The following is a 17,025-nucleotide window of genomic DNA, read 5'->3' as shown; positions in this document are numbered from 1 at the left end:
CATGTCCGAACCGACCTCCGAACAGCTTCTCCTCGCCGACAGGATCGCGCTGGTGACCGGCGCCAGCCGCGGGATCGGCCGCGCCGCCGCGGTCGCGCTCGCCAAGGCCGGGGCGCACGTCGTGGCCGTGGCGCTGAACGCCGGCGGGCTCGAGGATCTCGACGACGAGATCCGGGCCGCCACCGGCAAGTCCGCGACCCTCGTGCCCCTGGACATCGGCGACGGGGACGCGCTGGACCAGCTCGGCTACGCCCTGCACCAGCGCTACGGCCGGCTGGACATCCTGGTGCACGCGGCCGGCGTGCTCGGCCCCATCACGCCCGTGGCCCACATCGAGCCCAAGCACTGGGACCGGGTGATGGCGGTGAACCTGACCGGGACCTGGCGGCTGATCCGCACGACCGAGCCCCTGCTGCGCGCCGCGCCGCAGGCCCGCGCCATCTTCCTGACCAGCGGCAAGGCGGCGCATCCGGCGGCCTTCTGGGGTCCCTACGGCGCCAGCAAGGCGGCGATGGAGAACCTGGTGCGCACCTGGGCCGACGAACTGGAGAAGACCAGCATCCGCGCCGTGCTGCTGAACCCCGGCCCGATGCGCACGCGGATGCGGGCGGAGGCCATGCCGGGCGAGGACCGCGAGACCCTGCCCGACCCGTCGGAGATCGGGCCGCTGATCCTGGAGCTGGCGCAGGCCGACCTCGGCCTGCCGCACGTCACCGTGGCGTTCGACGCGTGGAAGACGGCCGGGACGCCCGCTTCGGCTTGACCCCCGGCCGGGCGAGCTTCTGGGTCCGGCCCCGCGGGCTGCCCGCCTTGGGCTTCGGCTTCCCGGCGGACTTGGGCTTGCCGCCCGCCGCCACCGCCCCGGCCTTGGCCTTGGCGGCGGCCGCGCTGCGGGTCTTGGCGGCGAGGCCCTTGCTGGCCCCGGGCTCGCGACGCTGGGGCGCGGCGCCGCTCTTCTCCTCGCCCTCGGCGTAGGGGTTCTTGTTGGAGCGGATGCTGACCCGCAGCGGCACGCCCGGCAGGTCGAAGCTCTCGCGCAGCGAATTGATCAGGTAGCGGCGGTAGCTCTCCGGCAGCTGGTCGGCGCGGCTGGAGAACAGCACGAAGGTCGGCGGCCGGGCCTTGGTCTGGGCCATGTACTTCGGCTTGATCCGCCGACCGCCCACGGAGGGCGGCGGATGGCGCTGCATGGCCATCTGCAGCCAGTCGTTCAGGTCGCGGGTCTTCACCTTGGTGGACCAGTCGGCGTGGGTCTTGAACACCGCCGGCATCAGCCGGTCGAGGCCGCGGCCGGTCTCGGCGGAGAGGGCGACGATGGGCGCGCCCTTGACCTGCGGCAGCTGGCGCTGGGCCTCGTCGATGATCTCGGCGAGCGTCGCCTGCGGGTCCTCGACGAGGTCCCACTTGGCCAGCACGAAGACCAGCGCCCGGCCCTCGCGCTCCACGAGGTCGGCGATCTGCAGGTCCTGGATCTCGAACGGATGGGTCGCGTCCATCACCAGGATCACCACCTCGGCGAAGGTGATGGCGCGGATGGTGTCCTGGGTGGAGAGCTTCTCGAGCTTCTCCTGGACCTTGGCCTTGCGGCGCAGGCCGGCGGTGTCGACGAGGCGGACGGCGCGGCCGTCCCAGTCCCAGTCCACGGGAATGGCGTCGCGGGTGATGCCGGCCTCGGGGCCGGTGAGCAGGCGGTCCTCGCCGATCAGCTTGTTGACCAGGGTCGACTTGCCGGCGTTCGGACGGCCCACAATGGCGATGCGGATCGGCTTGTCGCCCTCGTCCTCGGCCGCCTCGTCCTCGTCGGACGCGACCGCGGCGATGGCGGCGTAGAGGTCGGCCATCCCCTCGCCATGCTCGGCGGAGATCGGGATCGGCTCGCCGAGGCCCAGGCCGAAGGCCTCCAGGATGCCCTGGTCGCCCTGCCGGCCCTCGGCCTTGTTGGCGGCCAGGATCACCGGCTTGTCGTGCCGGCGCAGGATCTCGCCGAACACCTCGTCGAGCGGGGTCACGCCCTCGCGGGAGTCGACCACGAAGAGGGAGACGTCCGCCTCCTCGATCGCCCGCAGGGTCTGCTGGCGCATGCGCGATTCGAGGCTCTCGTCGGAGACGTCCTCGAAGCCGGCGGTGTCGATCAGCTCCAGGTCGATGTCGCCCAGCCGGCCCATGGCGAAGCGGCGGTCGCGGGTCACGCCCGGCCGGTCGTCGACGATGGCGAGCTTCTTGCCCGCCAGCCGGTTGAACAGGGTGGACTTGCCGACGTTGGGACGCCCGACGATCGCGAGTTTCAGCGCCATGGCGTCAGCCTATACGTCCGCTTACCGAAGCGCGATCAGCTGGGCCCGGTCCGTCGCCACATAGATCGTGTCGCCCACGGCGATCGGAGCCAGCAGGACGGAGCCGCCCACGTCGAAGCGGCGCTGCACCTCGCCGGTCTTGGCGTTCAGCACGGCCACGTCGCCGGAGGAGCCGCCGAGGATCAGGCGGTCGTTGGCGAGGATCGGGCTCGACCACACCGGACGAACCGCCCGGCGGCCGCCGATGCCGAAGAAGCCGCCGCGGCGCTTGGCCTGGAAGCCCTCGTTGAGGTCGCGGATCCAGTAGATCTGGCCGCTCTCGCGCGAGGCGCAAATCACCCGGCCGTCGCGGCCGACCACATAGACCACGTCGCCGGCCGGCAGCGGCGTGCCGATGCCGACGACCGGCAGGCTCCAGCGGGCCTGGCCGGTGCGCAGGTCGATGGCGGCGAAGACGCCGGAGTGGCTGACCGCATAGACGTCGCCCTGGTAGATCACCGGGCGGCCGGGGATATCGCGGATCTCGGAGAGCGCGCTGGTGCGGCTGGCCCGCGAGAGGGCCTCGTTCCACAGGTCGTTGCCGTTGGTGGAGCGGAGCGCCACGAGCTCGCCCGAGCCGAAGGCGGCCACGAGGGTGTCGCCGGAGACGGCCGGGCTGGACGCCGCCAGGATCCGCGCGGACTCGGTGAGCGCCTGGTAGGTCCAGGCCGGCGCGCCGGTGGCGGTGTCGAAGGTCAGGAGGGTGTTGTCGATGGCAACCACGGCGACGCGGCCGGCGGCCAGGGTCGGGGCGCCGTGGATCGGCTGCTCGGTGCGGGTCACCCAGCCCTGCTGGCCGGTGGCCGCGTCGAGCTGTGTCACGAGCCGGTAGCCGGAGGAGACGTAGATCTTGCCGTCGCCGTAGGCCAGGCCGCCGCCGAACGCCTCGCGGTCGCGGCGGTCGGACGGGCGGACGTCGCGGCGCCAGACCTGCTGGCCGGTGCGGGCGTCGAAGGCCGACACGTGGGCCTCGGCGTCCATCACATAGATGCGGCCGTCGGCGGCGATCGGCGGGGCGGTGACGTGGCGGCCGCCGCCGGAGCCCTCGCCGAAGCCCCGGCGCCAGGCGACCGACAGGTTCGGCGCGGCGTCGACGTGGCCGACCCACTGCTCGGTCGTGCCGCCGGGCAGCGGCCAGGCGGTGACCGCCTCCGGCGTGGGCAGGGAGAACTCCACGCCCTTCAGCGCCTCGGCGGGCTCCAGGACCTGGTCGGCGGGCACGATGGAGATGCGCTCGCCCTCGCCCGCGGTCTCCTGCGGCCCCTCGTCCCGGTCGAACGGGTTCAGGCGGCCCAGCGTCGAGCAGCCGCTCGCGCCGAGCGCGGCGATGAGGGCCAGGGCCAGGAGGGAATTACGGCGAGACGTCATTGAGGTCCGGGGGCTTGCGGTTGGGCTTGCTGGGGCGCCACGACGCCGGGCGGGAGGCCCGGCGGCAGGAGGCCGGCCGGGGCCTGCGGGCGCGGCAGGGCCGCGGCGGCCTTCACCGCGGCCGGCAGGCCCTTGGCTGAGCCGGAATCGATCAGGTCCATGCCGGCCCTGGCCCGGGCGCGGGCGCCCTCGGGGGCGTCCAGCATGCTGGAGATGACCAGGAAGTCGCCGCGCGCCCCGGCGGTGTCGCCCTTCATCAGCTTGGCGAAGGCCAGGGCCTCGCGCGCCTGCACGCGGTACGGGCGGCCTTCCTCGGTGAGGGGTTTCAAGCGGCTCTCCAGCTCGGCGTAGGGAGCGGTGTCGAGCAAGGCCAAGGCGGATTTGAGGCGCGCCGCGTCGCCCAGGACCTCGTCCGGCGCGGCCCTGGCGGCCTCGTCGAACAGCTTGACGGCGGCGGGGGCCTTGTCGTCGGCGATCTGCAGCCCGCCGAGCTGCATGAGGGCCAGCGACTTGAAGCCGCCCGACGGCGACTTGGAGACCTCGGTCCACAGCTGGGTCGCCTTGGCCTCGTCCCCTTGCGAGAAGGCGTCGAGGGCGGCGGCGTACTGTTCAGAGGCCTTGGCCGCCTCACCGTCGCGCCAAGCGGTCCAGCCCCACCAGGCCAGGGCCGCGATCAGGGCGGCGGCGAGCGCCGCCAGCACCCAGGGCAGCACCTTGCGCGCAAGCGTCCGGTACCGGTCGGAGCGCAGCTGCTCCTCGACCTCTTCGAACAGATCGGTCACGAACGGGGACTCCGGACTCTCGTGGAATAGGGCTGTCAGCCAGAGGCGGGGAACCTATAGCGCGCCGCCCCGCGCCGCAACGTGTGGCTCAGCCCGCCTTGGCGAAGTAGATCTCGGCCGGGCCGGGGAAGCGGCGGGCGCGCACGTCCTCGGAATAGGCGGCGGCCGCCCGGCTGATCTCGCCACGCAGGTCGGCGTAGCGGCGGACGAACTTCGGGGTCCAGTCGAACAGGCCCAGCATGTCGTCGGTGACCAGGATCTGGCCGTCGCAGCCGGCCGAGGCGCCGATGCCGATGGTCGGGACGGCGATCGCCTCGGTGATCTCGCGAGCCAGGCCCTCGGCCACCCCCTCGACCACGACGGCGAAGGCGCCCGCCTCGGCCGTGGCGCGGGCCTCCTCCAGGATGCGGCGGCGCTCCTCGCCGGCCTTGCCCTTGGCCTTGAAGCCGCCGTCCACCAGAACGGCCTGGGGCCGCAGGCCGACGTGGCCCATCACCGGGATGCCGCGGTCGACCAAGTACTGGATCGTGCCGACCACTGCGGGGCCGGCCTCGACCTTCACGGCCCCCGCGCCGGTCTCCTTCATCACCCGCGCGGCATTGGCGTAGGCCTCCTCCGGCGCGCCCTCGTAGGAGCCGAACGGCAGGTCCACGACGACCATGGCCTTGCGCGCGCCGCGCATCACCGCCTGGCCGTGCAGGATCATCATCTCCAGGGTGACGCCGACGGTGTTGGGCAGGCCGTGGACGACCATGCCCACGGAATCGCCCACCAGCAGCAGGTCGCAGTGGTCGTCGAGCAGCTCAGCCACCGGCGCGGTGTAGGCCGTGAGGCAGACGATCGGCTCCCTGCCCTTGCGCGCGGCGATGTCCGGCGCGGCGAGCCGGCGGACGGTCTCCTGACGATGCGACGACACTCAGATCTCCTCGATCACCCGGGTGAGCACGAAGCCCATGGCGAGCACCGCCAGACCCGAGGCGATCCATACCACGCCGCCGCCGCCGCCCAGCATGGTCATCCATTCGGCGCGCGGCGCCACCTGGCTGAGGCCGGAGGAGAGCAGGCGCGCGGAATCCTCCGCCGTCTCCACCCGCTGGAAGAAGTTGGAGAGCATGAGCTGGCTCGCCCCCACGACGCCGCCGACCACGCCGGCCCCGCCGATGAGCCAGCGGCGCGCGGTCCAGCCGCGGTCGAGCCGGCGCTCGACGCGCTCGGCGAAGCCCCTGCTGTCGGGGAGTTCCGGCGCCTCGGAGAAGAGGCGTTCGAGGCGGCGTTCGAAATCGACCTCAGCCATTGCCGCGCCTCCCTTCCAGAACGGCGCCGTCGGCCGGCGCCAGCCGCGCTCTGAGCTTATCCAGACCACGTTTGACATGGGATTTGACCGTTCCAAGCGGCAGGTTCAAGGCTTCTGCGGCCTCGGCGTGGGAAAGCCCCGCTCCGAAGCAGAGCGACACGCACATGCGCTCCCCCGGCGCCAGGCGCTTCAGCGCCCCGTCCAGGTCGATGCGCCCGTCGGCATCGCCGTCTCGAACCTCCATCTCCTCGTCGCCCCCGTCCGCGAAGACGCCCAGCCTGCGCTCCCGCTGCAGGCGGCGAAGGTAGAGCCGCGCGGCGATGCGCTTGACCCACCCGGCGAACGTCCCCTCGCCCCGGAATTCCGCGATGCGCTCGAAGCCGGCCAGGAAGGCGTCCTGGGCCACGTCGTCGGCTTCGGCGGCCTGCGCGCCCATCCGCCGGAGCAGTCCGCGGACGGCCGAGCCGTGCCGTCGCACCAGCTCCCCGAAGGCCTTGCGCTCGCCGGCCGCGGCGCGGGCGCAGAGCTCCACGTCGTGCAGGCTGGCCAGCGCCAATGTTGTTGAGCCCGGCATGGGCCTGATCCCCCGGATCCGATCCTAGGCCTTCGGCTTGTTCAGGAAGCTGAGGACGATGAACGCCAGGCCGATGAAGCCGGGGAAGGCCGAGATGGCGATCATCGGATAGGTCACGTCCGGCTCCGCAAAGCCCATGGCGATCCCGAAGGCGGCGATGCCCACGGCGACGCCCAGCCAGATGATGCCGGTGCGCAGGTCGCGGGAGGCGGACGGCAGCGCGGTGGGCGTGCGGACGTCGCGGGACATGGCGTCGACGATCTCCGTCGGCAGCGGCTGGCCCTTCTCCATGGCCACGCGCAGGGTGTCCGCGAGCTTCTGGCGCTCGAGGCTCTTGAAGTACCGCGGGATGACGACGATCGCCGCGATCATCGCGAAGAGCGCGATGGGGACCAGGACTTCCATAGTTCGAATTCTCCAGTTGGCCGGCGGAATGGCCGGTCTCTGCTTGGGAAGAGGCGCGGCGGGACGCCCACAGATGCAGCCAGACCTATGAAATCTTGGTCATGATTCCACCTCGACAGGCGCTCGCGCCCGTCCCGAGAGGATCCAGACCGCACAAGCGGCCAGCGCTAGGCCCGCCGCCGCCGGGGCCAGTCCCTGGGAGACGGCCACGATCGCGGGCTGCAGGACCGGCCAGGCGGCCCACAGCGCCGCGGCGCCCACCAGGGATGCGCCGCTGAGCAGGAGCACGTCCTTCTGGAACTCGCCCCGGATCACCGCCTCCATCACCTCCGCGGAGAAGGCGGCGTCCCGGGGCGGCGGCTCGTCCAGGGCGAACAACGCCGCCAGCTTCTCGTCCGCTTCACGCATCACCGCCTCCCAACGCCTGCAGGAGCCGCGCGCGGCCCCGGCTCACATGACTCTTCACCGTGCCGAGCGGCAGGCCAAGCGCCTCGGCGGCCTCCGCGTGGCTGAAATCCGCCGCCAGGCACAGGGCGACACAGGCCCGCTGGTCCGGCGGCAGGTCGGCCATGGCGGCCTCCAGCGCCAGCCGGTCCTCGGCCATCCCCGCGGGCGCGGGCGGTCTCTCCGCCTCCCAGGACGCCTCCCGGACCCGGCTGCGGGCGGCGCCGCGCAGCGCCGTCAGGTGCTTGTTGTAGCCGATCCCGCAGAGCCACGCGCGGACGCTGGCGCCGGCCTGCAGGCGGCCGATCCTCGACCAGGCCGCCAGGAAGGTCTCCTGGGCCAGGTCGTCGGCCTGCGCCCAGTCCCCGCAGGTGCGGCGCAGGAAGGCCCGGACCGCCTGCTGGTGGCGCTCGACCAGGCGCGAGAAGGCGTCCGTCGAACCGTCCTTGGCCGCGGCGACCAGGGCCTCGTCGAGGCCGGCCGGGTTCATCGGCGGAAGCTGGAGCCCAGGATCGCGATCACCAACTGGGCCCCCGCCACGCAGGTCAGGATGATGGCCGCGAACTGGAACGCGTCCGTACCGGGGATGTCGGAGTACTCGGCGGCGAGCCAGAAGCCGAGGGCCACCGCGCCGGTGACCACGAAGCTCCGCCACTGCCAGTAGGCGCCGTAGCGGCCCCAGTGGCGCATGCGGCGATAGCGCCGGTAGCGGCGGCCGTAGCGATAGTCGTCGTCCTCGCCGAGGTCGTCGTCGAGCGCGGCCTCGCGCACGGTGCGCAGGAGCTCAGGCGGCGGCTCCTTCCCCTGGGCGGTGTAGGTCTTCAGCAGCTCCAGGTGGTCGCGGCTGCGCCTGTAGAGCAGCCACCGGTCCCAGGCCCCGAAGATGAAGAACCCGATCGGAAACAGCAGCCACCAGTAGCTGCGGAAGATGTCTTCCATGACCCCTCTCCTCGGAAGGGCCGGAGACCAGTTCCCCCGCCCTTCTCGCCCCTAGTCGCCGCCGAGGCTACGCCTGGATGCAGGGGCCGGACAGTCAGGCCTTGAGGGTCTCGTATTCCGCCGGCCGGAAACCCACGATGAGGCGGCCGCCGGTGTCCAGCACCGGCCGCTTGATCATCGACGGCTGGTCCAGCATCAGGCGTACCGCCCTGGCCTCGTCGAGGTCCTGCCGGTCGGCCTCGGGCAGCTTGCGGAAGGTCGTTCCGGCCCGGTTCAGCAGCGGCTCCCAGCCCACCTGCCGGATCCAGCCCTCGAGGGTGGCCCGGTCGATGCCGTCCTTCCGGTAGTCGTGGAAGGCGTAGGCGATCCCGTTCTGGTCGAGCCAGGTCCAGGCCTTCTTCATCGTGTCGCAGTTGCGGATGCCGTAGAGGGTGGCGGTCAAGGCGGGCTCCGGGAGGGTTGGACGATGGCGAGGATCGAACTGGAGAAGCCGGTGCGCGAGGCGCTGGTCCGGGCGCTCTCCCGCTACCTCAAGGACGAGCTGGACGTCGAGGTCGGCCGCATGGACGCCCTGCTGTTCCTCGACTTCATCAGCGAGACGATGGGACCGCACTTCTACAACCAGGGCCTCGCCGACGCCCAGGCGATCCTGCAGGCGAGGCTCGAACAGATCAGCGAGGCCATCTCCGAGATCGAGAAGCCCGCCAAGCTGTAGGGTGTCCGGACCCGCGGTGCGAGGATGGCCGCCACAGCCAGGGAGATTCGACATGAGGATGCTTGGGATCGCGGCCTGCCTCGCGCTGGCGGCCGGTGCGGCGAGCGCTGAGCCCACCCGCGTGACGGTCCGCGCGCACTCGCTCGACGCCAAGTTCATCGGCGACCAGATGGGCGGCGTGGCGGTGACCCTCCGCGACGCGAGGACGGGCAAGGTGCTGGCGCGGGGCGTGACCCAAGGCGGCACCGGCGACACCCAGCGCATCATGAAGACGCCGCAGGTTCGCGGCCAGGCGATCACCGACGCGGCCACGGCGGGCTTCGAGGCGGTCCTCGACATCGACAGGCCGACGCTGGTCGAGGCGGAGGGGATCGGGCCGGCCGGAAAGCCCGCCTCGGCGGTGCGGGTCACCTCCCAGATGTGGGTCCTGCCCGGCCGCCATCTGGCCTCCGACGGCTGGGTTCTGACCTTCCCTGGCCTGGTGATCGAGCCGGAGGTGACGGGACTGCGGGCGGACGGCGCGATGCTGAAGGCGAAGGTGTCGCTCATGTGCGGCTGCCCGATCGAGCCCGGCGGCCTCTGGGCGGCGGAGAACTACGCCGTCACCGCCGAGCTGCTCCAGGGCGGCCGAACGGTGAGCCGGACGCCGCTGGCCTACGCCGGGACGGCCAGCCAGTTCGCCGTCCGCCTGCCGCCCGCGAAGCCCGGCCGCTACCGCCTGCGCCTCACGGCCACGGACCGCACGACGCCCAACGCCGGCGTCTGGGAAGCCCCCGTCCGCCTTCGCTAGCTGTCGAAGCCACGTCCCGACGTGCGCGGAATTCGGGCGGCTCAGACGGTCGGCACGGTTCCGCCGTCGATCACATATTCGGTCCCGGTGATGGCGCCCGCACGGTCGGACGCCAGGAAGGCGATCAGGCTCGCCACTTCCTCAGGCCTCGCGGGGCGGCCGATCGGTATCCCGCCGAGCGACTCCATGATCAGCCTCCTGCCGTGTTCGAGGTCGCCGCCGTGTTCCGCGGCCAGCCGCGTGGCCAGTTGGATGGAGGCCTCGGTCTCGATCCAGCCGGGGGAAACCCGGACGACCCGGACGCCCTGAGGCGCCACCTGCTTAGAGAGGCTCTTGCTGTAGGTCGACAGAGCCGCCTTGGCCGCCGCGTAGGCCGTCGTCGCCTCGGGCAGGGGCAGTTGACGCTGAATGGAGGTCACGTGCACCACGACGCCGTTGCCGCGTGACGCCATCTCCGGAACGAGTTCGCGATCCAGACGCACCGCCGGCATGAGATTCAGATCGAGCTCCTGAGCCCAGATCCCGTCACTCAAGGCCTCGAAGCCGCCGGCCGGCGCCGAGGAGCCCCCCAGCATGTGGACGATGATGTCCACGCCTCCCAGCCGCTCCCGCGCGGCGGCGGCCAGAGCCGCGCAGCCGTGGCTGCTGGTGAGGTCAGCAGCGACGAACAGTGGGTCAGGGGCGCCGGCAGGCGGAGCACGGGCGGTCGTCAGCACCTGCGCGCCGAGCTCGCGGAAGAGGGCGACCGTCGCGGCGCCCGCGCCGCGCGTACCCGAGGTGATCAGCGCCCTCTTCCCCTGCAGGGACAGAAACGGGAGCGCACTCGCCTGCCGACCGGGGGCTTGGGCGTCCAGGCTCATGGAATGATCTCCAAAGCCGCGATCTTCCCGCCCTTCAGGACGAAGAAGTAGCGCAGGTCGACGGGGCTGCCGGGGAAGTCTCCGACGAGGCGGCTCGTGACGACCGTCCGGCCGCCCTCGCTCGCGATCGAGAGGGGCTCGACGGCGTAGGTGAACTTTCGAGAGACGTCCGCCTTCCACTGCCCGATCGCATCCCGGCCGGCGTAGGTGTCGCCTTCATCCCGCACCACGGCGTCCTCCGTGAAGCATCCGGTGACAGCCTCGGCGGTTCGCTCCTTGTCGGCCTCGAAATACTCGGCGATCGCCTTGGGAAGGTGGACAGCCATGGTTCATCTCCGTCGTGAGGTCAGGTCGCCCGGCGCATCGTCAGCGACGACTGCCCGCGACTTTCCCGCAAACCTAGAGATGGACATTGACCCCGATAATCGGGACAGATCGCGATGAGACGTTGCGAAAAACAGGACAATGGCCGGACACAGCCTGACGGAACTGGATTCCGTTCTCGCCATCGCGCGCCGGGGTTCGTTCCGGGCGGCGGCGCTGGATCTGGGCATGTCGACCACGGCGCTCAGCAACGCCATCGGCAAGCTGGAACGCCGACTTGGCGTTCGCCTGTTCAACCGCACGACGCGGAGCGTCTCGCTGACCGACGCCGGCCATGACTTCGTCGACAAGATCGGGCCCGCGCTTCGCGACATCCACGATGCGATGGAGGCCGTGCGATCGCGGCAGGCGACGCCGTCGGGAACGCTGCGGATAAATGCGTACGCCACCGCCGCGCGCGAGATCCTCTCGCCGCTCGTTCTGCAATTCCTTCGACGGCACCCGCAGACGCACGTCGATCTCGTCACCGAGGGTCGGCTCGTGGACATCGTCGCCGACGGGTTCGACATCGGCGTCCGGAACGCGGATCTCGTCCCGAGCGACATGATCGCCATCCCGCTGGGTGGGCCTCGGCGCCATGCGGTGGTCGCCTCGCCCGCGTACTTCCGCAACCATGACAGGCCGCGCGTTCCGCCCGACCTCCTCGGCCATAGCTGCATCCGCGTCCGGTTACCGAATGGCGCGCTCTACCGGTGGCATTTCGAGAAGGACGGGCAACCGGTCCAGATCGACGTTCACGGCCCCATCACGCTCGATGAGGCCAGCCTCTCGCGGATCGCCGTGCTGCAGGACTTCGGCATCGGCTTCTTCATGGAGCATGACGTCCGCGAGGACATCGCGGCGGGTCGTCTCGTCCGCGTCCTGGAAGACTGGACGCCACCGCTCCCACCCCTGTGCCTGTACTATCCGAACCGGAGAAATCCCTCGGCTGCCTTCAGGGCCTTCATCAGCCTTGCTCGCGAGGTCGCCGGTCAGGGATAGCGCCAGGGCCGGCAGCCGACGCGGCCGTCCGCAGGGCGACTATCCCCTCACTCCCACTCGATGGTGCCGGGGGGCTTGGAGGTGACGTCATAGACGACGCGGTTCACGCCGCGGACCTCGTTGATGATCCGGGTCGCGCAGCGGCCCAGGACCTCCCAGGGGAACTCGAAGAAGTCGGCGGTCATGCCGTCGGTGGAGGTGACGGCGCGCAGGGCCAGCACGTCCTCGTAGGTGCGCGCGTCGCCCATGACGCCCACCGTCTTCACGGGGAGAAGGACGGCGAAGGCCTGCCAGATGGAGTCGTAGAGGCCCGCCTTGCGGATCTCCTCAAGGTAGATGGCGTCGGCCTGCTGCAGGACCGCGACCTTCTCCCGGGTGATCTCGCCGGGAATGCGGATGGCGAGGCCGGGGCCGGGGAACGGGTGGCGGCCGACGAACTGCGGCGGCAGGCCAAGCTCGACGCCGAGCGCGCGGACCTCGTCCTTGAACAGCTCGCGCAGGGGCTCGACGAGCTTGAGCTTCATGTAGTCGGGCAGGCCGCCGACGTTGTGGTGGCTCTTGATGACCACCGACGGGCCGCCGCTCGCCGAGACGCTCTCGATCACGTCCGGGTAGAGCGTCCCCTGGGCCAGGAACTCGGCGCCCTCGATCTTCGCGCTCTCGCGGTCGAACACCTCGATGAACAGGCGGCCGATGGTCTTGCGCTTGGTCTCGGGGTCGGTGACGCCGGCCAGCTCGCCCAGGAAAAGATCAGACGCGTCAACGTGTACGAGCGGGATGTTGTAGTGGTCCCGGAACATGGTGACGACCTGCTGGCCCTCGTCCTTGCGGAGCAGGCCGGTGTCCACGAAGACACAGGTGAGCTGGTCGCCGATCGCCTCGTGGATCAGCACCGCGGCCACCGAGGAGTCCACGCCGCCGGAGAGGCCGCAGATCACCTTCGCGTCGCCGACCTGGGCGCGGATCCTGGCGATCTGCTCCTGGCGGTAGGAGGCCATGGTCCAGTCGCCCTTCAGGCCGGCGATCCGGTGGGTGAAGTTGCGCAGGATCAGGGCGCCGCGCGGCGTGTGCGCCACCTCCGGGTGGAACTGGATGCCGTAGAAACGGCGGCCTTCGTCGGCGATCACGGCATAGGGGCTGCCGGGCGAGGTGGCGACCACTTCGAAGCCCTGGGGGATGGCGGTGATCTTGTCGCCATGGCTCATCCAGACGGTCTCGGTGTGGCCGAGCTCGCCCAGGCCCTCGAGCAGCGGGCTGTCCTGCTGGATCTGGATCTCGGCGCGGCCGAACTCCCGGTCGTGGCCGCCCTCCACGGCGCCGCCGAGCTGGGCGCACATTGTCATCTCGCCGTAGCAGATGCCGAGCACCGGCACGCCCATCTCGAACACCCGCTGCGGGGCCCGCGGGCTTTCGTCATGGTGCACGCTGGCGGGGCCGCCGGAGAGGATGATCGCCTTCGGCCCGTAGGCGTCCAGCATCGCCGCATCGACCTTGTCGTACGGGTGGATCTCGCAGAACACGCCACTCTCGCGCAGCCGCCGGGCGATCAGCTGGGTCACCTGACTGCCGAAGTCGACGATCAGGACCTTCTCGTGCTGGGTGGCGAGGGGGGCGGTGTCGGTCATGGGGCTCCGTTAGCGAGGTTTCTCCAGCACGGCGACGAAAAAGCCGTCCGTTCCGGAGGTGCGGGGCGTGAGGCGCAGGAAGCCGTCGGGGGTCAGCCGGTCGGCGAGCTTCGGGTCGTCGGTGGCCGGGCGGACCTGGAACTCAGGATGGCGCTCGCGGAAGGCGGCGACCCGGTCCTCGTCCTCCTCGGGCAGGATCGAGCAGGTGACATAGACCAGCCGGCCGCCGGGCTTCACGAAGGCCGCGCCGTCGTCGAGCACCTGGTCCTGGTCGGCGATCCGCCGGGCCAGGGTCTCGGGCGTCAGGCGCCACTTGGTGTCGGGGTGGCGGCGCCAGGAGCCCGTGCCGCTGCAGGGCGCGTCGAGGAAGACGACGTCCATCTTCCCTTCCAGCCCCTTCAGAGGCTCGGGGTTCACCGGCGAGCGGACCTGCAGGTTGCGCACGCCGGCGCGTTCGCCGCGGCGGATGGTGTCGGCCAGGCGGCGGGCGTCGGCGTCGTAGGCGTAGATCTGGCCGGTGTTGCCCATGGCGCCGGCGAGCGCGAGGGTCTTGCCGCCGCCGCCCGCGCAGAGGTCGAGGACCTGCTTGCCCTTCACCTCGCCGGCGGCGGACGCGGCGAGTTGGGAGCCGAGGTCCTGGACCTCGAACCAGCCCTTGGAGAACTGCGGGATGGCCTCCACGGCGCCGGAACGGGCGGTGGGATCGAGCGCCGGCATCCGCAGGGCCGTCTCCAGCACCTCCACCGGCTCGGCGTGGAGGGGCTGCAGCGCCTTGAGGGCCCGGTGAGGGTCGGTCTTCAGCAGGTTGACGCGCAGGTCCACCGGCGCGCGGTGCGACAGCGCCTCCCCTTCCGCAGCGCGGTCGTCGCCGAAGGCGCGGGCGAAGGAGGCGTCCAGCCAGTCCGGATAGTCGCCCTGGACGGCGGGCGGGGCGTCGGCGAGGTCGCGGGGATGGGTCAGCGCCGTGCGCTCGGCCTCGTTCAGCGGGCCGGGGCCGTGAGGCTCCTCGCCGGCGGCCCCGGCGACCCGCTCCAGCGGCCAGTCCCACAGGAACCGCAGCGCGCCGAGCGCGGCGGCGCGCACCGTCTCCTCCCCCATCCGCCAGGCGAGCGAGCGGCGGCGGCGCAGGACGTCGAGCACCAGGCCGGAGACGAAGGCCCGGTCCTTGGCGCCGGCGTAGCGGGACGCATCGCCCCAGGCCTTGAGCGCGAGCCGCACGGGCCTGTGCCGCGTCTCGATCTCCTCCAGGACCTCAATGGCCGCCGCCAGGCGTCCGCCGTCGCGCATTCAGTTCACCAGCAAAGGACCGCGGCCGCCGCAGCGCCCGGGCGTTTCAGTTCCACGTCTCGGCCCGGCCCGTTCCCGGGCCGGGAGCTTCCTAGCCGGGGCTCGGATAGTTGGGCGCCTCGCGCGTGATCATCACGTCATGGACGTGGCTCTCGCGCAGGCCCGCGCCGGTGATCCGGATGAACCGCGCCCGCTCGCGGAACTGGACCATGTCGGCGGCGCCGACGTAGCCCATGGCCGCGCGCAGCCCGCCCACCATCTGGTGCAGGATCGGCGAGATCGGGCCCTTGTACGGCACCTGCCCCTCGATCCCTTCGGGCACCAGCTTCAGGGCCGAGACCTCCTTCTGGAAGTAGCGGTCCGCCGAGCCCTGGGACATGGCGCCCAGCGAGCCCATGCCGCGGTAGGCCTTGTAGGAGCGGCCCTGGTAGAGGAACACCTCGCCGGGAGCCTCGTCCACGCCGGCGAACACGGAGCCCATCATGGCCACCGAGGCGCCCATGGCGAGCGCCTTGGCGAGGTCGCCGGAATACTTGATGCCGCCGTCGGCGACGATCGGCACGTCGCTGTCGCGGGCCGCGCGGACCGCGTCGGCGATGGCCGTCAGCTGGGGCACGCCCACGCCGGCCACGATGCGGGTGGTGCAGATCGAGCCCGGGCCGATGCCGACCTTCACCGCGTCGGCGCCGGCGTCGATCAGGGCGCGGGCCCCGTCGTAGGTGGCGACATTGCCGGCGACCACCTGGACCCGGTTGCTCTCACGCTTCACCCGGTCGACCGCGCGGGCCACGTCGGCGTTGTGGCCGTGGGCGGTGTCGATCACCACCACATCCACGCCGGCGTCCACCAGCGCCATGGAGCGCTCGTAGCCGGCGTCGCCCACCGTCGAGGCGGCGCCGACCAGCAGCCGGCCCTGGAGGTCCTTGGCGGCGTTCGGATAGGCCTCGGACTTCTCCATGTCCTTGACCGTGATGAGGCCCACGGCGTGGTAGTCGTCGTCGACCACGATCAGCCGCTCGATCTTGTGGCGGCGCAGGAGCTCGCGGGCCTCGGCCTGGCCGACTCCCTCCTTCACCGTGACCAGGTTCTCCGTGGTCATCAGCGCCTTGGCGGGCACGTCGCCGCTGCCCTCAAAGCGCATGTCGCGGTTGGTGAGGATGCCGCAGAGCTTACCGGCCTCGTCCACCACCGGGAAGCCGGAGATCTTCCGGCGCGCCTTGATCTCGCGGATCTCGGACAGCGGGGTGTCGGGGTGGATGGTCAGCGGATTGATGACCATGCCGCTCTCGTACCGCTTCACCTCCCGGACCTGGTCGGCCTGCTCCTCGATCGTGAGGTTGCGGTGCAGGACGCCCATGCCGCCGGCCTGGGCCATGGCGATGGCCAGCCGGCTCTCGGTGACGGTGTCCATGGCGGCGGACACCAGCGGGATATTGAGCTTGATCTCTCGCGTGAACCTGGTGGCGACATCCACCTGGGTTGGCATCACTTCGGATGCGCCGGGTTCGAGCAAAACATCGTCGAAGGTGAGCCCTTCGCGAATCTCCATGAGACTCTCCGTTTTGCGGCGCGGGTATAGGCGGTCGGGGCCGGTGGGGGCAAGGCCTGTGACGGGTGGGTTCACGAGAAAGCAGGCCTCCTCTGCCGGTCGACCGCCGAGACGAGGCCGAAGGTCATGGCGAACATCACCAGGCAGAGCGCGCTGGTGAGGAAGAGGGCGAGGCCGGCGGAGGCGTCGAGGACGACGGCGAACACCGTCGGACCGGCCACCTGGGCGACCATCGCCGGGCGGCCGATCAGCGCCGACCGATAGGCGTAGCTCCGCGGGCCGTAGAGGCTGAGCGGCAGCACGCCCTTGGCCACGGTGAGCATGCCGTTGCCGGCGCCCTGGCCGAGTGCGAAGAGCGGCGCGCCGGCCCCGCCGGCGGTGACCAGGGCGACGGCGCCGGCCGGGTGCATGAGGGTCGCCGCCCGGGTGGTGGCGAGCGGCGGCAGGCGGCGCAGGACGGTGAACTCCAGGAAGCGGACCGCGACTGCGGCGATCCCCACCAGGCCGGCCACCGCTGCGGCCTGGCTCATCGGCAGGCCGAAGTGGGTGAGCAGCCTGGGCAGGTGGGCGCTCATGCAGGTGGAGACGAACCAGGCGCAGGCGAAGAGGACGGCGAGCTGGGCCATGGGCCGGTCCCAGCGCACCTCGTCGTGCGGCCGTTCGGCGGCGTGCTGGGGCGCGCGACCCGGGGTGGG

General features: G+C 71.4%; 21 protein-coding genes. 4 read left to right on the top strand and 17 right to left on the bottom strand.

Annotation, left to right across the window (positions count from 1 at the left end; all coding sequences use genetic code 11):
- The first annotated feature begins 1 nt into the window (after position 1).
- Entirely contained in the window at positions 2–763 is a 762-nt protein-coding gene (locus tag V7Z97_RS14290; RefSeq protein ID WP_334164105.1) for an SDR family NAD(P)-dependent oxidoreductase, read from the top strand.
- Here V7Z97_RS14290 and der read toward each other — a convergent pair.
- The 11 genes from der to V7Z97_RS14235 form a co-directional block, all read right to left on the bottom strand.
- Entirely contained in the window at positions 711–2,294 is a 1,584-nt protein-coding gene (der, locus tag V7Z97_RS14285; protein WP_334164104.1) for a ribosome biogenesis GTPase Der, read from the bottom strand. The genes V7Z97_RS14290 and der overlap by 53 nt on opposite strands.
- 21 nt (positions 2,295–2,315) lie before the next feature.
- The gene (locus V7Z97_RS14280; RefSeq protein WP_334164103.1) at positions 2,316–3,701 is read right to left on the bottom strand and encodes a PQQ-like beta-propeller repeat protein; all 1,386 of its coding nucleotides are present in this window, start codon (positions 3,699–3,701) and stop codon (positions 2,316–2,318) included.
- On the bottom strand, positions 3,698–4,483 hold the full coding sequence (locus tag V7Z97_RS14275) for a tetratricopeptide repeat protein (protein WP_334164102.1): 786 nt from the start codon (positions 4,481–4,483) through the stop codon (positions 3,698–3,700). Before V7Z97_RS14275 ends, V7Z97_RS14280 begins: the two co-directional genes overlap by 4 nt.
- 88 nt (positions 4,484–4,571) lie before the next feature.
- Entirely contained in the window at positions 4,572–5,399 is an 828-nt protein-coding gene (gene panB / locus V7Z97_RS14270; protein ID WP_334164101.1) for a 3-methyl-2-oxobutanoate hydroxymethyltransferase, read from the bottom strand.
- The gene (locus tag V7Z97_RS14265; protein ID WP_334164100.1) at positions 5,400–5,777 is read right to left on the bottom strand and encodes a hypothetical protein; all 378 of its coding nucleotides are present in this window, start codon (positions 5,775–5,777) and stop codon (positions 5,400–5,402) included. It abuts the gene before it with no gap.
- Positions 5,770–6,351, bottom strand: a complete 582-nt coding sequence (locus tag V7Z97_RS14260; protein ID WP_334164099.1) for an RNA polymerase sigma factor — start codon at positions 6,349–6,351, stop codon at positions 5,770–5,772. Before V7Z97_RS14260 ends, V7Z97_RS14265 begins: the two co-directional genes overlap by 8 nt.
- 24 nt (positions 6,352–6,375) lie before the next feature.
- Positions 6,376–6,756 (bottom strand): DUF6249 domain-containing protein, encoded by a 381-nt coding sequence (locus V7Z97_RS14255; RefSeq protein ID WP_334164098.1) that lies wholly within the window; start codon positions 6,754–6,756, stop codon positions 6,376–6,378.
- 99 nt (positions 6,757–6,855) lie between these two features.
- Complete coding sequence (locus V7Z97_RS14250) at positions 6,856–7,164, bottom strand: hypothetical protein (protein WP_334164097.1); 309 nt, start codon at positions 7,162–7,164, stop codon at positions 6,856–6,858.
- The gene (locus V7Z97_RS14245; protein ID WP_334164096.1) at positions 7,157–7,690 is read right to left on the bottom strand and encodes an RNA polymerase sigma factor; all 534 of its coding nucleotides are present in this window, start codon (positions 7,688–7,690) and stop codon (positions 7,157–7,159) included. The genes V7Z97_RS14250 and V7Z97_RS14245 overlap by 8 nt, the downstream gene beginning before the upstream one ends.
- Positions 7,687–8,139 carry a hypothetical protein gene (locus V7Z97_RS14240; protein WP_334164095.1) on the bottom strand — a complete coding sequence of 151 codons (453 nt, stop codon included), beginning with the start codon at positions 8,137–8,139 and terminating at the stop codon, positions 7,687–7,689. Before V7Z97_RS14240 ends, V7Z97_RS14245 begins: the two co-directional genes overlap by 4 nt.
- A 94-nt stretch (positions 8,140–8,233) precedes the next feature.
- Positions 8,234–8,581 (bottom strand): ArsC family reductase, encoded by a 348-nt coding sequence (locus V7Z97_RS14235; protein ID WP_334164094.1) that lies wholly within the window; start codon positions 8,579–8,581, stop codon positions 8,234–8,236.
- A 24-nt stretch (positions 8,582–8,605) separates the two neighbouring features.
- Here V7Z97_RS14235 and V7Z97_RS14230 point away from each other — a divergent pair, with 24 nt between their 5' ends.
- Positions 8,606–8,854, top strand: a complete 249-nt coding sequence (locus tag V7Z97_RS14230; RefSeq protein ID WP_334164093.1) for a DUF2164 domain-containing protein — start codon at positions 8,606–8,608, stop codon at positions 8,852–8,854.
- Between the two features lie 52 nt (positions 8,855–8,906).
- Positions 8,907–9,644 (top strand): hypothetical protein, encoded by a 738-nt coding sequence (locus V7Z97_RS14225; RefSeq protein ID WP_334164092.1) that lies wholly within the window; start codon positions 8,907–8,909, stop codon positions 9,642–9,644.
- A gap of 41 nt (positions 9,645–9,685) precedes the next feature.
- On the opposite strand, the gene V7Z97_RS14220 is transcribed toward V7Z97_RS14225, so the two are convergent.
- Complete coding sequence (locus V7Z97_RS14220; RefSeq protein WP_334164091.1) at positions 9,686–10,504, bottom strand: SDR family oxidoreductase; 819 nt, start codon at positions 10,502–10,504, stop codon at positions 9,686–9,688.
- The gene (locus V7Z97_RS14215; RefSeq protein WP_334164090.1) at positions 10,501–10,830 is read right to left on the bottom strand and encodes a nuclear transport factor 2 family protein; all 330 of its coding nucleotides are present in this window, start codon (positions 10,828–10,830) and stop codon (positions 10,501–10,503) included. The genes V7Z97_RS14220 and V7Z97_RS14215 overlap by 4 nt, the downstream gene beginning before the upstream one ends.
- Positions 10,831–10,969: 139 nt before the next feature.
- Here V7Z97_RS14215 and V7Z97_RS14210 point away from each other — a divergent pair, with 139 nt between their 5' ends.
- The gene (locus tag V7Z97_RS14210; RefSeq protein ID WP_334164089.1) at positions 10,970–11,869 is read left to right on the top strand and encodes a LysR family transcriptional regulator; all 900 of its coding nucleotides are present in this window, start codon (positions 10,970–10,972) and stop codon (positions 11,867–11,869) included.
- A gap of 47 nt (positions 11,870–11,916) precedes the next feature.
- Here the strand turns inward: V7Z97_RS14210 and guaA are convergent, their stop codons facing one another.
- The 4 genes from guaA to V7Z97_RS14190 all read right to left on the bottom strand — a co-directional run.
- Positions 11,917–13,494 carry a glutamine-hydrolyzing GMP synthase gene (gene guaA, locus V7Z97_RS14205; RefSeq protein WP_334164088.1) on the bottom strand — a complete coding sequence of 526 codons (1,578 nt, stop codon included), beginning with the start codon at positions 13,492–13,494 and terminating at the stop codon, positions 11,917–11,919.
- A 9-nt stretch (positions 13,495–13,503) separates the two neighbouring features.
- The gene (locus V7Z97_RS14200; protein WP_334164087.1) at positions 13,504–14,781 is read right to left on the bottom strand and encodes an RsmB/NOP family class I SAM-dependent RNA methyltransferase; all 1,278 of its coding nucleotides are present in this window, start codon (positions 14,779–14,781) and stop codon (positions 13,504–13,506) included.
- 91 nt (positions 14,782–14,872) lie between these two features.
- Positions 14,873–16,330, bottom strand: coding sequence for an IMP dehydrogenase (gene guaB, locus V7Z97_RS14195; protein WP_334164086.1), 1,458 nt, complete (start codon positions 16,328–16,330; stop codon positions 14,873–14,875).
- A 71-nt stretch (positions 16,331–16,401) separates the two neighbouring features.
- Positions 16,402–17,025 (bottom strand): hypothetical protein (locus V7Z97_RS14190; protein WP_442958041.1); only part of this gene is annotated, 624 nt, incomplete at its 5' end.

This window comes from Phenylobacterium sp. (assembly GCF_036821595.1).
GTDB lineage: Bacteria > Pseudomonadota > Alphaproteobacteria > Caulobacterales > Caulobacteraceae > Phenylobacterium.
The sequence above is the reverse complement of the archived record's forward strand: the minus strand, read 5'-3'. Positions and strand labels throughout refer to the sequence as shown.

What these genes read in the sequence shown, in the direction of transcription:
- V7Z97_RS14290 (WP_334164105.1), top strand. Translation starts at nt 2, where the DNA reads ATGTCCGAACCGACCTCCGAACAGCTTCTCCTCGCCGACAGGATCGCG.
- der (WP_334164104.1), bottom strand. Translation starts at nt 2,294, where the DNA reads ATGGCGCTGAAACTCGCGATCGTCGGGCGTCCCAACGTCGGCAAGTCC.
- V7Z97_RS14280 (WP_334164103.1), bottom strand. Translation starts at nt 3,701, where the DNA reads ATGACGTCTCGCCGTAATTCCCTCCTGGCCCTGGCCCTCATCGCCGCG.
- V7Z97_RS14265 (WP_334164100.1), bottom strand. Translation starts at nt 5,777, where the DNA reads ATGGCTGAGGTCGATTTCGAACGCCGCCTCGAACGCCTCTTCTCCGAG.
- V7Z97_RS14260 (WP_334164099.1), bottom strand. Translation starts at nt 6,351, where the DNA reads ATGCCGGGCTCAACAACATTGGCGCTGGCCAGCCTGCACGACGTGGAG.
- V7Z97_RS14255 (WP_334164098.1), bottom strand. Translation starts at nt 6,756, where the DNA reads ATGGAAGTCCTGGTCCCCATCGCGCTCTTCGCGATGATCGCGGCGATC.
- V7Z97_RS14250 (WP_334164097.1), bottom strand. Translation starts at nt 7,164, where the DNA reads ATGCGTGAAGCGGACGAGAAGCTGGCGGCGTTGTTCGCCCTGGACGAG.
- V7Z97_RS14245 (WP_334164096.1), bottom strand. Translation starts at nt 7,690, where the DNA reads ATGAACCCGGCCGGCCTCGACGAGGCCCTGGTCGCCGCGGCCAAGGAC.
- V7Z97_RS14240 (WP_334164095.1), bottom strand. Translation starts at nt 8,139, where the DNA reads ATGGAAGACATCTTCCGCAGCTACTGGTGGCTGCTGTTTCCGATCGGG.
- V7Z97_RS14230 (WP_334164093.1), top strand. Translation starts at nt 8,606, where the DNA reads ATGGCGAGGATCGAACTGGAGAAGCCGGTGCGCGAGGCGCTGGTCCGG.
- V7Z97_RS14225 (WP_334164092.1), top strand. Translation starts at nt 8,907, where the DNA reads ATGAGGATGCTTGGGATCGCGGCCTGCCTCGCGCTGGCGGCCGGTGCG.
- V7Z97_RS14220 (WP_334164091.1), bottom strand. Translation starts at nt 10,504, where the DNA reads ATGAGCCTGGACGCCCAAGCCCCCGGTCGGCAGGCGAGTGCGCTCCCG.
- V7Z97_RS14215 (WP_334164090.1), bottom strand. Translation starts at nt 10,830, where the DNA reads ATGGCTGTCCACCTTCCCAAGGCGATCGCCGAGTATTTCGAGGCCGAC.
- V7Z97_RS14210 (WP_334164089.1), top strand. Translation starts at nt 10,970, where the DNA reads ATGGCCGGACACAGCCTGACGGAACTGGATTCCGTTCTCGCCATCGCG.
- guaA (WP_334164088.1), bottom strand. Translation starts at nt 13,494, where the DNA reads ATGACCGACACCGCCCCCCTCGCCACCCAGCACGAGAAGGTCCTGATC.
- V7Z97_RS14200 (WP_334164087.1), bottom strand. Translation starts at nt 14,781, where the DNA reads ATGCGCGACGGCGGACGCCTGGCGGCGGCCATTGAGGTCCTGGAGGAG.
- guaB (WP_334164086.1), bottom strand. Translation starts at nt 16,330, where the DNA reads ATGGAGATTCGCGAAGGGCTCACCTTCGACGATGTTTTGCTCGAACCC.